Below are 13693 nucleotides of genomic sequence, written 5' to 3'. Positions count from 1 at the left end.
TTAGATATGAACCATCAGGTGCGCCGGCGGCCGGAAGGGTGGTCAGGACCGCAGCGGTTTCCGGGAGATGATGCGCGATGCCCAGCTACAAGGCACCGGTCGAGGACGTCCTGTTCCTGCTGAACGACGTGCTCGGGTTTCACCGCTACGACAACCTGCGCGGCTTCTCGGACGCCTCTCCCGACGTGATTGAGGCCGTGCTGAACGAGGGCGCCAAGCTCGCCGAGACCGTGCTGGCCCCCCTGAACGCCATCGGCGACCGGGAGGGCTGCACCCGGCATCCGGACGGCAGCGTCACGACGCCGAAGGGGTTCAAGGCCGCCTACGACGCCTACGCGCAGGGCGGCTGGATGGGGCTGTCGATGCCCGAGGCCTATGGCGGACAGGCCCTGCCACACACCCTCAACAGCGCGATCCAGGAATTCGCCTCGGGAGCCAACCTGGCGCTCGGCATGTATCCGGGCCTGACCCAGGGCGCGATGGCCGCCCTGGAGGTGCACGGCTCCGAGGCGCAGAAATCGCTCTACCTGCCGAAGATGGTGGAGGGCGCCTGGACCGGCACCATGAACCTCACCGAGCCCCATTGCGGCACGGATCTCGGCCTCCTCAAGACCAAGGCGGTGCCCAACGGCGACGGCTCCTACAGCCTGACCGGCACGAAGATCTTCATCTCGGCCGGCGAGCACGACCTGTCCGAGAACATCATCCACCTCGTCATCGCCCGCATCGAGGGCGCCCCGGCCGGCACCAAGGGCATCTCGCTCTTCGTGGTGCCGAAGTTTCTGGTCAACGCGGACGGCTCGGTGGGCGAGCGCAACCCGGTCTCATGCGGCTCCCTCGAGCACAAGATGGGCATCCACGGCAACTCGACCTGCGTCATGAACTACGACGGCGCCAAGGGCTGGCTGGTCGGCCAGGAGAATCGCGGCCTGAACGCGATGTTCGTCATGATGAACGAGGCCCGCCTCGCGGTCGGCATCCAGGGACTGGGCCAGTCCGAGGTCGCCTATCAGAACGCCGTCGCCTACGCGAAGGATCGCCTCCAGGGCCGCGCGCTCACCGGCGCCAAGGCCCCCGAGAAGGCGGCCGACCCGATCATCGTCCACCCCGACGTGCGCCGGACCCTGATGGGCATCCGCGCCTTCAACGAGGCCGCCCGCGCCCTCGTGCTCTGGACCGCGCTGCAGGCCGATATCGGCCATCGCTCGGATGACGAGAAGCAGCGCCAGGCGGCGGAAGACCACATGGGGCTGATGACTCCGGTGGTGAAGGGCGTGCTGACCGATCGCGGCTTCGCCAACGCGGTCGAGGCCCAGCAGATGTTCGGCGGGCACGGCTACATCGAAGAATGGGGCATGTCGCAATTCGTGCGCGATGCCCGGATCGCCATGATCTACGAGGGCGCCAACGGCATCCAGGCCATGGACCTGATCGGCCGCAAGCTGCCCAAGGACGGCGGCCGGGCGATGATGAGCTTCCTCGGCGAGGTCCAGACCTTCCTCAAGGACCACGGCGAGGACGAGGCGATGAAGCCCTACGTCGCGCCGCTCCAGGCCGGGCTCAACGACCTGCAGGGCGCCACCATGTGGTTCATGCAGAACGCCTTCTCCAAGCCTGACAATGCTGGCGCGGGTGCCACCGACTACATGCACCTGCTCGGCCTCGTCGCCTTGGGCTACATGTGGGCCCGCATCGCCAAGGCCGCCCTGGCGCGCCAAGCCGAGGCGCCGTCCGAGGCGATGGCCGCCAAGCTTGTGGTCGGGCGCTTCTACATGGAACGGATGCTGCCGGAGACCGCGACCCGGCTGGTCCGGATCAAGGCCGGGGCCGAGACGACGATGGCGCTTGGCGCCGAGGCGTTTTAGACCGGACCGACAGTCCTTCAGGCTACCGCGTCATTCCGGGGCGCTCGCAGAGCGAACCCGGAATCCAGAACCGCCGACGCGGCAAACCTTGGATCTGTTTGCGGCTCTGGATTCCGGGTTCCGCTTCGCGGCCCCGGAATGACGGAGATACGAGAACGATTTTGAATGCCGTCGCCCGATCGGAGCGACCCAGAGGGAAGCGCGCATGCCCGAGGCCTTCATCTACGATCACGTCCGCACCCCCCGGGGACGCGGCAAGCCCGATGGCTCGCTGCACGAGGTGACCGCCCTGCGCCTCGCCGAAGTGGCCCTGCGGGCGCTCAAGGAGCGCAACGATCTCGACACCCGGCGCGTCGACGACGTAATCCTGGGCTGCGTCGATCCCGTGGGTGAGGCCGGCGGCGACATCGCCCGCGCGGCCGCCCTGGTGGCCGATTACGGCGATCACGTTCCGGGAGTGCAGATCAACCGGTTCTGCGCCTCGGGCCTCGACGCGGTGAACTTCGCCGCCGCGCAGGTCATGGCCGGGCAGCACGACATGACCATCGGCGGCGGTGTCGAATCCATGAGCCGCGTCGGCCTCGGTGCCTCTGGCGGCGCCTGGCCGGTGGATCCCGCCATCGCGATCAAGTCGTGGTTCATGCCCCAGGGCGTGTCGGCCGATCTCATCGCCTCGAAATACGGTTTCAGCCGGGACGATTGCGACGCCTACGCGGTCGAGTCGCAGAAGCGCTCCGCCGCCTCCTGGGCCGAGGGCCGCTTCGCCGATGCCGTGGTGCCGGTGCGCGACATCAACGGCATCACCTTGCTCGCCACCGACGAGCACATGCGGCCCTCGACCGACATGCAGTCTCTCGGCCAGCTCAAGGCGTCCTTCGTCCAGATGGGACAGATGGGCGGCTTCGACGCGGTCGCGGTCGATGCGCATCCCGATGTCGAGACCGTCAACCACGTCCACCACGCCGGTAATTCGTCCGGCATCGTCGATGGCGCGGCCGCGGTGCTGATCGGCTCGGCCGAGGCCGGCAGCGCGGCTGGCCTGAAGCCCCGCGCCCGCATCCGCGCCTTCGCCAATATCGGCTCGGACCCCGCCCTGATGCTCACGGGGCCGGTGGACGTGACCAGGAAGGTCCTGGCCCGCGCCGGCATGAGCCTGTCCGACATCGACCTGTTCGAGGTCAATGAGGCCTTCGCCGCAGTGGTGCTGCGCTTCCAGCAGGCCTTCGATGTCGATCCGGCACGGATCAATGTCTGCGGCGGCGCCATCGCGATGGGCCATCCGCTGGGCGCCACCGGCGCCATGATCCTCGGCACCGTCCTCGACGAACTGGAGCGCACCGGCAAGGAGCGCGCCCTGGTCACGCTTTGCATCGGCGCCGGCATGGGCACCGCGACCATCATCGAACGGGTGTGAGCGGGGCGGCGATCCGGGATGCGGCGGGTTTGGCGAACACCGGGCCGTGACCACGCGGATGCGGGAGTCGCCTCCCCAAGGGGGGCCAAGTGGGTTAGACGGCGGCGCCCGCCGTCGCTCGACGATGGGCTCACAAGCAAGAAGCTTCCGAGAAATTCCGAGGACACGCCACGATGACGCGCCTGCTCGCCACCCTCTGCCTGACCACGGCCCTGTGCCTGCCGATCGCCGCCCGCGCCGATGATGCGGCCGATCGGGTCGCCGCTGCCAAGGACCTGGTTCAGAAGACCACGCTCAAGAACCTGGAGGTCGGCTTCTCGGCGGCCCTCGAAAAGACCGTGGCGCCGATGAAGGAAGACAAGGCCGAGGCGGTCCGCAAGGAGATCCGCGCCGAGTTCGATAAGCAGCGCGAGACCATGCTCGATGGCCTGTCGAAGGCCTATGCGGAGAAGTTCAGCCTCGACGAGTTGAAGCATCTCTCCGAGATCTACGGCGACAAGACCTACCAGAAGTTTCAGGCGGTGAACGCCGATCCGGCCTCCACCGTGACGGCGGTCTCGCAGGCTTCGGTCACGAAGCTCCTCAACATGCTGGCGATCGCGTCGGCCGGAGATTCGCAAGGCACCGGTGCGCCGGGCGCGCCGATGCCGATGCCGGCGCGCTGAGGCGGAAAGGCGGGCGTCCCGATGGCCGGCTCAAGCCACTTGCGCGCGGGGGAGCCCGCCCCCGGAAGAGCCGGTCATTGCCAAACCGGTCATTGCCAAACCGGGCATTGCAAAGCGGGTCTCGGGGTGCTTGCCACCGGGAAGCCGGACACCTGCGGCAGCGCTTCGAGATGGGGCTTGGCGAAATGGTAGCCCTGGAACAGATTCGCACCGAGGCTCCGCAGGGTGTCGAGTTCGGCCGCCGTCTCGACACCCTCGGCGATCACCGCAATGCCCAGCGAGCGGGCGATGCCGATGATGCCCGCCACGATGATCTGGCGGCGGTGATCGCTGTCGATCCCGCGCAGGAGGTCCATGTCGATCTTGATCAGGTCGGGCTGAAAATTCGCCAGCAGGTTCAGCCCGGCGAAGCCGGCGCCGAAATCATCCAGGGCGGTCAGGAAGCCCTGGCGGCGGTACTCCGCCACGATGCGGGTGACATGGGCGGTGTCGCGGAACTTCTCGTTCTCGGTGAACTCGAACATGATCCGGTCATGGGCGAAGCCGGCCTTGCGCGCCGCCTCCAGGGACGAACGAATGCAGGCCGCCGGCTCGTAGACCGCGTTCGGCATGAAGTTGATCGACAGCCGGGTCGCGTCGTCGGCCGGGAACAGACGCCCGGCCAGCTCGATCGCCTTCACCCGCGCCGCCTGATCGAAGCGGTAGACGGTCTCGGGCGTCACCCGCCCGAGAATCGAGGCGGCGGATTCTCCGCCCGCGCCACGCACCAGGGCCTCGTAGCCCCAGACGCGCTGTTCGGCGAGGTCGAGGATCGGCTGGAACGCCATGGTAAAGGTGAAGTCGAGTTCGGCTCCTTCGCTGCAGCCCTTGCAGCCGATCCGAGCGGTCATGGTCTTGTCCTGTCCCAGCAGCATGCCCCCCGGCAATTCGGCATGCATCCGCAAGTTTTGACATTGGCTTAAGCGCGCAAGCCAAAGCCGCCCACCGGTCACGAATCCGAGGATCAGCGATGAATCTCACCAATTTCCGTCTCGAAACCGATGCCGATGGGATCGCGCTGGCGACCTGGGACATGCCGGGCCGCTCCATGAACGTCTTCACCGACGCGGTAATGGATGAATTGGGTCAGATCATCGACGCCGTGGTGGCGGATGCCGCCATCAAGGGCTGCGTCATCGTCTCGGGCAAGGACAACTTCTCGGGCGGCGCCGACCTGACGATGCTGCAGGGCCTCGGCCGCGCCTACGAGGCGCTGAAGGCCGAACGTGGCGAGGAGGCGGCGATGCGCCACTTCTTCGACGAGTCGCGCAAGCTCACTTTGGTATTCCGAAAGCTGGAAACCTGCGGCAAGCCCTTCGCAGCGGCGGTGAACGGCATCTGTCTCGGCGGCGCTTTCGAACTGGCATTGGCCTGCCATCACCGCGTGCTCTCGGACGACCCGAAGACCCGCGTCGGCCTGCCGGAAATCAAGGTCGGGTTGTTCCCGGGCGGCGGCGGCACCCAGCGGGTGGCCCGCCTGATGCAGACCGGGGACGCCCTGCAGATGCTGTTCAAGGGCGAGCAGATCCGCCCCGCGATGGCCAAGAACATGGGCCTCGCGCAGGAGGTCGCGCCCAGGGACGAGATCGTCGCCAGGGCCAAGGCCTGGATCGCCGCCGGTGGCTCGGCCGTGGCCCCCTGGGACCAGCCGAAGTTCAAGGCGCCCTCCGGCAAGGTCTACTCGCCGGCCGGCATGATGATCTGGCCCCCGGCCAACGCCATCTATCGGCGCGAGACGCACGACAACTACCCAGCCGCGAAGGCGATCCTGGCCTCGGTCTACGAGGGCTTGCAGCTGCCGATGGATCAGGCCCTGCGCGTCGAGAGCCGCTACTTCGCCCATATTCTGCGCACCAAGGAAGCGGCGGCGATGATCCGCACGCTGTTCCTCTCGATGGGTGAATTGAACAAGGGCGCGCGCCGCCCGAAGGACGTGCCCGCCACGGTGGTGAAGACCGTCGGCGTCGTCGGCGCCGGCTTCATGGGCGCGGGCGTCGCCTATGTCTCCGCCAATGCCGGGATGGAGGTGGTGCTCGTCGACCAGTCGATCGAGGCAGCCGAGAAGGGCAAGGCCTATGCCCACAAGCTGGTCACCGACCAGATCAACAAGGGCCGGGCCAAGACCGCCGACCGCGAAGCCCTGTTGGGTCGCATCCGCACCAGCGCCGACTATGCGGATCTCGGCGCCTGCGACCTCGTTATCGAGGCAGTGTTCGAGGACCCGAAGGTCAAGGCCGAGGTCATCGCCAAGGTCGAGGCCGCGATCCGGCCGGAGACGATCTTCGCCTCGAACACTTCGACCCTGCCGATCACCGGGCTTGCCAAGACGTCGTCCCGGCCGGAGCAGTTCGTCGGCATCCATTTCTTCTCGCCGGTGGAGAAGATGATGCTGGTCGAGATCATCAAGGGTGACCAGACCGGCGACGCCGCGCTGGCCACCGCCCTCGATTACGTCCGGGCGATCAAGAAGACCCCGATCGTCGTCAACGACGCGCGCGGCTTCTTCGCCAACCGGTGCGTCGGCGCCTACCTGCTCGAGGGCCACACCATGCTCAACGAGGGCATCCCGGCGGCAATGATCGAGAATGCCGGCCGCCAGGCGGGTATGCCGGTCGGACCGCTCTCGCTGACCGACGAGGTCGCGGTCGACCTCGCCCTGAAGATCGTCAAGGCGACGGAGGCGCAGCTCGGCGCCGGCAGCATCGACCCGGCCCAGAAGGCGCTGCTCACCACCCTTGTGGAGGGCGAGGGACGATTGGGGCGCAAGAACAAGAAGGGGTTCTACGATTACCCCGAGGGCGCGCCGAAGCGCCTGTGGCCCGGGCTCGCCGCCCTGCAGGCGACCAAGGTCGATCCCGACGCGGTGGATTTCACGGAGCTGAAGCAGCGCCTGCTGGTGGTGCAAGCGCTGGAAGCCGCCCGCACCGTCGGCGAGGGCGTAGTCACCGATCCGCGCGAAGCGGATGTCGGCTCGATTTTGGGCTTCGGCTTCGCCCCCTTCACCGGCGGCGCCCTGTCCTACATCGACTTCATGGGCGCGCAGGCCTTCGTGACGCTGGCGCAGGGGCTGGAAGCCAAGCACGGCCCGCGCTTCGCCGTGCCGCAAAACCTCCTGGACATGGCCGCCCGGGGCGGCACGTTCTATGGCGACGCGGCGGCGAAGAAGGCGGCGTAGGCCGCAGACTACCGCCCGGCATGTCTCCGGGCGGACCCCACGACGGGTGAGGCGGACGCCGCGCCTCACCCCGATGAAGTTGCCGTCATCCGAACCCGCAGCACTGCGACGTCGTCGTGGTTGCTCGACAGAAGGTCGGTGATGTCGCCATCAAGCAGAGCCTTCACGTGGCGGCAGCGAGTGCCGTAGCGCCCGGCCATGCAGGTACAGCGCAGGTGCGGCCCGGTGCTGCGATCCTCGAGGGTGACGGCGTAGCGGTTGCCGCTGCTGCCGCGCACCGCGAAGTGCAGGCCGGGCGACGAAGCGGAGCGCGCACCCGCCGCCATCCGGGCGCGGTCCGTGAGCGAGCCCGGGCGGCTCGGGGCGCGCGCGGCCGCATCGGGCCCTTCCGGCAACCGAGTGATCGGCAGGTGGATCGCCCGCGCCAGGGCGGGCACGTCCGGCGCGCCGGTCTGCCGCGCGGCGGCAAGCGCGATCTCGGCACAGGCATAGGCATCCTCGCCGGCATCGTGGTGCTCGAAGCGGATGCCGAGGCGCGCCGCCACCTTGCCGAGGCCGCAGCCCTCCTCCGCCGGAAATACCCGCCGGGCGATCTGCAGGGTGCAGAGGTAGGCGAAGGCCGGCGGCTGCACGCCATAAGCCGCGAGCGAGGCGCGCAGCACGCCCATGTCGAATCCGGCATTGTGCGCGAGGATCAGGCCGGAGGCGAGGTCGGGCAAAAACTCCGCCATCACGGTGGGGAAGTCCGGCCGGTGGCGCACGTCGGCCGGCACGATTCCGTGGACCCGGATGTTGCCGGGCGAGAAGCGCAGCTCCGGCGGACGGATCAGGCGGGATTCCCGCCGCACCACCCGGCCGCCGGCGATCCAGGCGAGCCCAACGGCACAGGCGCTGTCGCGCCGCTCGTTGGCGGTCTCGAAATCGATGGCGATGACGGTCATGCGGGGGTCGCGGGGGCCTGTCCCGGCCGAACGCAGCCAGGCTCTCGGAAAGATGATCACCGGAGTCTAGGCGCCCGCAATTCCCGGCTCAAGCGCTGGCGACGAGCGCCAGCCATGCCTCCTCGCTGATGACCTCGACGCCGTGCTTCTGGGCGTCCTTCAGCTTGGAACCCGCGCCCGGACCCGCCACCACGAGGTCGGTCTTGGCCGAGACAGAACCCGAGACCTTGGCACCCAGGCGCTCGGCGGTGGCCTTCGCCTCGGAGCGGGTCATCTGTTCGAGGCTTCCGGTGAACACCACCGTCTTGCCAGCGAAGGCCGTGGCGGAGGCCGGGGCCGCCATCGGCTCGGTCTTCACTTCGGCGAGCAGGGCCCGGACCGCCGCATCGTTGTGGGGCTCGGCGAAGAAAGCGATCAGCGAATCCGTCGCCACCGGGCCGATCTCGCCATCGTCGGCGAAGTGGCGATACGCATCGCCGGGGCGCTGCCCGGCCGCCCGCGCCAAGCCCGCCGCGATGGCATCCGCGTCGCCGTAATGGGTCACAAGGCTGGCGCGCTGGGGGGCGGAGAGGCGGACATGGCCTTGCGGCTGCGCCTCGTCCCCCTCGACCGCGTCAACCACCGTCCCGTCGCGGGGAAAACCGAATTCCAGGAGCCGGTCGCGGGTGGTCGGCCCGATGCGCGAGAGCGCGGACAGCTCGATCCAGTCGGGTCCGGCCTGATCGTGGCTCGCAGCCGCGACGCCCTCCATCAGCGCCGGCATGTCGGAAAACCGTTTGGCCAGCGCCTTGGCGGTGGATTCGCCGATGTCCGGGATGCCTAGGGCGAAGAGAAATCGGTTGAGCGGCAGGCTGCGGCGATCCTCCACCGAGGCGAGGAGGTTCTTGATCGCCTTGTCCTCCTCCTCGCCCTTCTTCTTGGTCGGCTTCTTCGGGGCCGGCGCGCCCTCCGTCCGGCGCTCGGCCGAAAGGGCTTCGCGGCGGGCCACGATGGCGGCCTTCAGAGGCTCGAAGTCGAGGCGGAACAGGTCGGCCGGCTGGCGAACCAGCCCGGCCTCGAACAGAACCTCGATATAGGTCTGGCCGAAGCCCTCGAGGTCGAAGCCGTTGCGCGAGACGAAGTGCTTCAGGCGCTCCACTCCCTGCGCGGGACAGATCAGACCGCCGGTGCAGCGTCGCACGGCGTCGGGCTTGCCCGTGCGCGGGTTGATCTCGCGCACCGCCCGGCTGCCGCAGGCGGGGCAGCGGGTTGGAAAGACGTAGGGCTTCGCATCGGGCGGGCGCTTCTCCAGCACCACGTCCATGACCTTCGGGATCACGTCGCCGGCGCGCTGCACCACGACGGTGTCGCCGACCCGGATGTCGCGCCCGTCGCGGATCGGCTCGCCGTCGGCCCCGACGCCCTGGACGTAGCCCTCGTTGTGCAGGGTGGCGTTCGACACCACGACACCGCCCACCGTCACCGGCCTGAGCTTCGCCAGCGGATTGAGGGAGCCGGTACGCCCGACATTGATCTCGATGTCCTCGACCACCGTCAGCGCCTTCTGGGCCGCGAACTTGTGGGCGAGCGCCCAGCGCGGCGAGCGCGAGACGAAGCCGAGGCGGCGCTGCAACGCGAGGTCGTCGACCTTGTAGACCACGCCATCGATGTCGTAGCCGAGGCTGGCGCGCTCCGCCTCGATGCTGCGGTAATGCGCGATCATCGCCTCTGCGTCGGGGCACAGCTTCGTCCGGTCGTTGACCGGCAGGCCCCAGGTGCGGAACCGCTCCAGCACGCCGTGCTGCGTCCGGTTAAGCGCCGGCACCACCTCGCCCCACGCATAGGCGAAGAACTTGAGCGGACGCGACCGGGTGATCTCCGGGTCGAGCTGCCGCAGCGATCCGGCCGCGGCGTTGCGCGGGTTGGCGAACAGCGCCTTGCCGGCGGCTTCCTGGCGGGCGTTGATGGCGGCGAAATCCGCGTGCGAAAGGTAGACCTCGCCCCGCACCTCGCAGACCGGCGGCACGTCGTGACCTGCAAGCCGCTGCGGGATGTCCGACACCGTGCGGGCATTGGCGGTGACGTCCTCGCCGACCTCGCCGTCGCCGCGGGTCGCGGCGGTGATGAGGCGCCCGTCCTCATAGCGGAGTGCGAGCGAGAGCCCGTCGATCTTCGGCTCGGCCGTAAAGGCCAGCGGCTCCGCCTCCGGCCAGTTCAGGAAGCGCCGGACGCGGGCGACGAAGTCGGTCACCTCCTCGTCCGCGAAGGCGTTGCCGAGCGAGAGCATCGGCACGGCATGCCGGACCTTGGCGAATTTCTCGGATGGCTTGGCACCCACCGATGTGCTGGCAGTACCCGTCCCGGCGAGATCCGGGAACCGCGCCTCGATCGTTTCCAGGCGCCGGCGCAGGGCGTCGTATTCCGCATCCGTAATCTCGGGCGCGTCCTCCTGGTGATAGAGCCGGTCAGCTTCAGCGATCCGCTCGGAGAGATCGGCGTGCTCGGCCCGCGCCGCCTCCGGCGTCATCGTCTCGAGGCTGTCGACGGCGTTGTCTGCGGACATGAAGCGGCTTCGTGGTCGGGTGCGGGGTGCGCTTATAGCAATCGGAAACCGCCGCCGCACGGGAAGAGGTTCCGGCTGACGCGCCGCCCTCCACAGCCTGTAACCCGCGCGCGCCGCTGGCGAATGAGTCCCTGGTGCCGTCGCATCGCCGTGACCCGCCTGCCTGCCTGCGACGCCGCGCCGCCTCACCGGGTCCACCCAGACCCTATCTCTTCACGCAACCGATCAACGATTCCGGATCGCCATGCCAGCCCCGCCCGCCTTCTCCGCGCCCTGGCGCGACCGCGCCGGTCGCGTCTCCGGCCTGAAGCTCGCCACCTTCCTGTTCGCCCTGGTGCCGGGCCTTTGGCTCGCGGGCGCCTACGCGGCCGATGCGCTCGGGGCCAAGCCGATCACCGCCCTGCTGCACGGCACCGGGGAATGGGCGGTCCGATTCCTCATGCTGTCGCTGGCGGTGACGCCCCTGCGGCGCGTGGCGAACCTGCCGAAGCTGATCCTGGTGCGGCGCATGCTCGGGCTGACCGTGCTGGCCTACGGGCTGATCCACCTGATGCTCTACGTCGTCGATCAGAACTTCGTGCTCACCAAGGTCGTCACGGAGATCCTGACCCGGATCTACCTGACCATCGGCTTCGTGGCGCTCCTCGGCCTCGTGGTGCTCGGCGTCACCTCGACGGACGGAATGATTCGCCGGCTCGGCAAGGCTTGGCCGCGCCTTCACAGGATGGTCTACGCGATCGCTGTCCTCGGCCTGATCCACTATTATCTCCAGGCCAAGATCGACGTCTCCGACCCGGTGTTCTGGACCGGCGCCTTCCTGTTGCTGATGGGCCATCGCGCCATGCAGCGGCTCCGGTGGCCCACCAACCCGCTGACGTTGCTCGGCTTAGCCGTGGCGGTCGCTCTCCTCACCGCCCTGCTCGAGGCAGCCTGGTACGGCGCGGCCAGCGGCATTCCAGCGAGCCTGGTGCTTGCGGCCAACCTCGACGTTCCGGACACCATCAGGCCGGCTTGGTGGGTACTGGCCCTCGGGCTGTGCGTACCGGTGGTCAACGCGGTGCGGGTAGGCCTGGGCGGCAAGGGGCGGGGGGCATCCGGAAAGGCCGCTACGGGTCCGGTCGCGGAGCCGGCCGCGGCGATGCCCGCGCGCCGGCCGGTGCATGCCGGCTGAGCCCCGAGCACCCGGAATTTTGCGTGATGATCGTTTCAATCGAAAATTCCCGTCAGCGACAGGTCTGTTCCAGCGGGATGCCCTCGATGACAAGCCGAGCCGGTCCGATACGCGTTGCGTCGGCTCGGCGCTCAGGCGTTTACCAGTGTGGCGCTTGTCGACCCGTCATCCCGCGGGCATGAACCGAACCAGCAACACGCAAGGAACGCCTAGCATGCGCAAGTGGATTGGCCGCGGCCCGCTCGGGGCTTTCGCGCTCGGGTGCCTGCTGATGAGCGATGCGGCTTCGGCGGCCTGCACGCTGCCGGAGGCCCCGTCGACCGCGACGCGTCCGGTCAAGCCAACGCTGCCCGCCAAGCCGCCTTGCCTGGACGCAAAGGGTGGATGCCCGGGCTGGGAAGCCTACAGCTACAATGACGCGATCAAGGCCTACAACGTCGAGATCGCCGCGTTCCGACCCAAGCTGGAGGCCTATATCCAGGCTCTGACCAACTACGTGAAGGCGAGCAACGAGTACGCCCAGTGCGAGGTCAAGATTTTCCAGTGAACCCTTGGCGTCGGACCGCGGGTTGACCCCCGCGAGGGGCGATGCCACAGCGCAACGCAGTTTTTATCCCGCACGCCAGACTGGACGGCCCGATGTCCGAATCCCTCGACCTCCTCGTCCTCGGCAATGCCATCGTCGACCTGATCGCCCAGACCGATGAGGATTTCCTCGCGGCCCAGGGCGTGCCCAAGGGTGCGATGCAACTGATCGACGAGGCGCGGGCCGAGTCCCTGTTCGCCGCCATGGGTCCGGCCACCATCGTGTCGGGTGGGTCCGGCGCCAACACGGCGGTGGGCGCCGCCATGCTGGGCGCTAGGACGAGCTTCGTCGGCAAGGTCCGCGACGATGAACTCGGCGGCCTGTTCGCCCACGACCTCAAGGCCACGGGCGTCCGCTTTCCGATCGCCGCCGCCACCGACGGGCCGGCCACCGCCCGCTGCTTCATCCTGGTGACGCCGGAAGGCGAGCGCACCATGAACACCTATCTGGGCGCCTGCCAGGGCCTGTCCCCGGCCGATGTTGACGAGGCGACGGTGGCATCCGCCCGCGTGGTCTATCTCGAAGGCTACCTGTGGGACCCGCCGGCCGCCAAGGACGCGTTCCGCAAGGCCGTGACCATCGCGCACAAGGCCGGGAACGCCGCAGCCCTCACCCTGTCGGATGCCTTCTGCGTCGGACGCTACCGGAAGGAATTCCTGGGCCTGATCCGCGACGGCAGCGTCGACATTCTGTTCGCCAACATGGCCGAATTGCAAAGCCTGTACGAGACCGAGGACGCCGATGCGGCGATCCGGGCATTGCGCGACGAGAGCGCCGCGCGCGGCAACGACCTGCTTGGCCTCGTCACCCGCTCGGCCGAGGGCGCCCTGGTAATCCAGGGCGGCGACGTGCAATCGGTCCCCGCTTCCCCGGTGCATGAACTCGTCGACACCACCGGCGCCGGAGACCTGTTCGCCGCCGGCTTCCTTGCCGGTCATGCCCGCGGCCTCGATCACGTCGCCAGCGCCCGCCTCGGTGCGCTGGCTGCCGCCGAGGTCATCCAGCACATCGGCGCCCGGCCCCAGCACGACCTGGTGGCGCTGGCCAAGGCCCAGGGCCTGCTCTGAGGGGCTGAAAGCCGAGGTGCGGGCTCTTCGCTCCAACTGGGTACGGAGAAGACCGCGTCTGAACTGCGCGTGATTCCGGGGCGCAGCAGGCGAACCCGGAATTCAGAGACGCCGACGGTGGGCTATCCAGAGCCGCCGACCGTGGAAAGCCTTGCAACACCAGTGCTTCTGGGTCCCGGGCTGCGCTGCGCGGCCCCGGAATGACGGGGTGCTCCTCGAGCCTTTCCG

Annotated in this window: 10 protein-coding genes; 7 read left to right on the top strand and 3 right to left on the bottom strand. The window is 68.5% G+C overall.

The window, feature by feature from the left end; translation table 11 throughout:
- The first annotated feature begins 77 nt into the window (after positions 1 to 77).
- From ASF57_RS19945 to ASF57_RS19935, 3 genes are all read left to right on the top strand, one after another.
- Positions 78 to 1865: an acyl-CoA dehydrogenase C-terminal domain-containing protein gene (locus ASF57_RS19945; protein WP_056486565.1), complete on the top strand. Its 1788-nt coding sequence runs from the start codon at positions 78 to 80 to the stop codon at positions 1863 to 1865.
- 205 nt (positions 1866 to 2070) lie between these two features.
- Positions 2071 to 3279 carry an acetyl-CoA C-acetyltransferase gene (locus ASF57_RS19940; protein ID WP_056486562.1) on the top strand — a complete coding sequence of 403 codons (1209 nt, stop codon included), beginning with the start codon at positions 2071 to 2073 and terminating at the stop codon, positions 3277 to 3279.
- A 173-nt stretch (positions 3280 to 3452) separates the two neighbouring features.
- Complete coding sequence (locus ASF57_RS19935; protein ID WP_056486560.1) at positions 3453 to 3944, top strand: hypothetical protein; 492 nt, start codon at positions 3453 to 3455, stop codon at positions 3942 to 3944.
- 89 nt (positions 3945 to 4033) lie between these two features.
- On the opposite strand, the gene ASF57_RS19930 is transcribed toward ASF57_RS19935, so the two are convergent.
- Complete coding sequence (locus ASF57_RS19930; protein WP_056486743.1) at positions 4034 to 4834, bottom strand: EAL domain-containing protein; 801 nt, start codon at positions 4832 to 4834, stop codon at positions 4034 to 4036.
- Between the two features lie 119 nt (positions 4835 to 4953).
- Between ASF57_RS19930 and ASF57_RS19925 the strand changes: the two genes are divergently transcribed.
- Positions 4954 to 7158, top strand: a complete 2205-nt coding sequence (locus ASF57_RS19925) for a 3-hydroxyacyl-CoA dehydrogenase NAD-binding domain-containing protein (protein WP_056486557.1) — start codon at positions 4954 to 4956, stop codon at positions 7156 to 7158.
- 65 nt (positions 7159 to 7223) lie between these two features.
- Here the strand turns inward: ASF57_RS19925 and ASF57_RS19920 are convergent, their stop codons facing one another.
- Positions 7224 to 8099 (bottom strand): 3'-5' exonuclease, encoded by an 876-nt coding sequence (locus tag ASF57_RS19920; RefSeq protein ID WP_056188541.1) that lies wholly within the window; start codon positions 8097 to 8099, stop codon positions 7224 to 7226.
- Positions 8100 to 8187: 88 nt separating this feature from the next.
- Positions 8188 to 10641: an NAD-dependent DNA ligase LigA gene (gene ligA, locus ASF57_RS19915; protein ID WP_056486554.1), complete on the bottom strand. Its 2454-nt coding sequence runs from the start codon at positions 10639 to 10641 to the stop codon at positions 8188 to 8190.
- A gap of 244 nt (positions 10642 to 10885) precedes the next feature.
- On the opposite strand from ligA, the gene ASF57_RS19910 reads away from it, so the two are divergent.
- From ASF57_RS19910 to ASF57_RS19900, 3 genes are all read left to right on the top strand, one after another.
- Positions 10886 to 11812 (top strand): protein-methionine-sulfoxide reductase heme-binding subunit MsrQ, encoded by a 927-nt coding sequence (locus ASF57_RS19910; RefSeq protein WP_056486551.1) that lies wholly within the window; start codon positions 10886 to 10888, stop codon positions 11810 to 11812.
- Between the two features lie 271 nt (positions 11813 to 12083).
- Positions 12084 to 12359, top strand: a complete 276-nt coding sequence (locus ASF57_RS19905) for a hypothetical protein (protein WP_056486740.1) — start codon at positions 12084 to 12086, stop codon at positions 12357 to 12359.
- A 92-nt stretch (positions 12360 to 12451) separates the two neighbouring features.
- Positions 12452 to 13465, top strand: coding sequence for an adenosine kinase (locus tag ASF57_RS19900; RefSeq protein WP_056486548.1), 1014 nt, complete (start codon positions 12452 to 12454; stop codon positions 13463 to 13465).
- Positions 13466 to 13693 lie beyond the last annotated feature (228 nt).

The sequence above is a fragment of the Methylobacterium sp. Leaf117 genome, assembly GCF_001422985.1.
In the GTDB taxonomy this organism is placed as follows: Bacteria; Pseudomonadota; Alphaproteobacteria; order Rhizobiales; family Beijerinckiaceae; genus Methylobacterium.
This window is presented reverse-complemented; position numbering and strand designations above follow the sequence as displayed.

What these genes read in the sequence shown, in the direction of transcription:
- ASF57_RS19945 (WP_056486565.1), top strand. Translation starts at nt 78, where the DNA reads ATGCCCAGCTACAAGGCACCGGTCGAGGACGTCCTGTTCCTGCTGAAC.
- ASF57_RS19940 (WP_056486562.1), top strand. Translation starts at nt 2,071, where the DNA reads ATGCCCGAGGCCTTCATCTACGATCACGTCCGCACCCCCCGGGGACGC.
- ASF57_RS19935 (WP_056486560.1), top strand. Translation starts at nt 3,453, where the DNA reads ATGACGCGCCTGCTCGCCACCCTCTGCCTGACCACGGCCCTGTGCCTG.
- ASF57_RS19930 (WP_056486743.1), bottom strand. Translation starts at nt 4,834, where the DNA reads ATGACCGCTCGGATCGGCTGCAAGGGCTGCAGCGAAGGAGCCGAACTC.
- ASF57_RS19925 (WP_056486557.1), top strand. Translation starts at nt 4,954, where the DNA reads ATGAATCTCACCAATTTCCGTCTCGAAACCGATGCCGATGGGATCGCG.
- ASF57_RS19920 (WP_056188541.1), bottom strand. Translation starts at nt 8,099, where the DNA reads ATGACCGTCATCGCCATCGATTTCGAGACCGCCAACGAGCGGCGCGAC.
- ligA (WP_056486554.1), bottom strand. Translation starts at nt 10,641, where the DNA reads ATGTCCGCAGACAACGCCGTCGACAGCCTCGAGACGATGACGCCGGAG.
- ASF57_RS19910 (WP_056486551.1), top strand. Translation starts at nt 10,886, where the DNA reads ATGCCAGCCCCGCCCGCCTTCTCCGCGCCCTGGCGCGACCGCGCCGGT.
- ASF57_RS19905 (WP_056486740.1), top strand. Translation starts at nt 12,084, where the DNA reads ATGAGCGATGCGGCTTCGGCGGCCTGCACGCTGCCGGAGGCCCCGTCG.
- ASF57_RS19900 (WP_056486548.1), top strand. Translation starts at nt 12,452, where the DNA reads ATGTCCGAATCCCTCGACCTCCTCGTCCTCGGCAATGCCATCGTCGAC.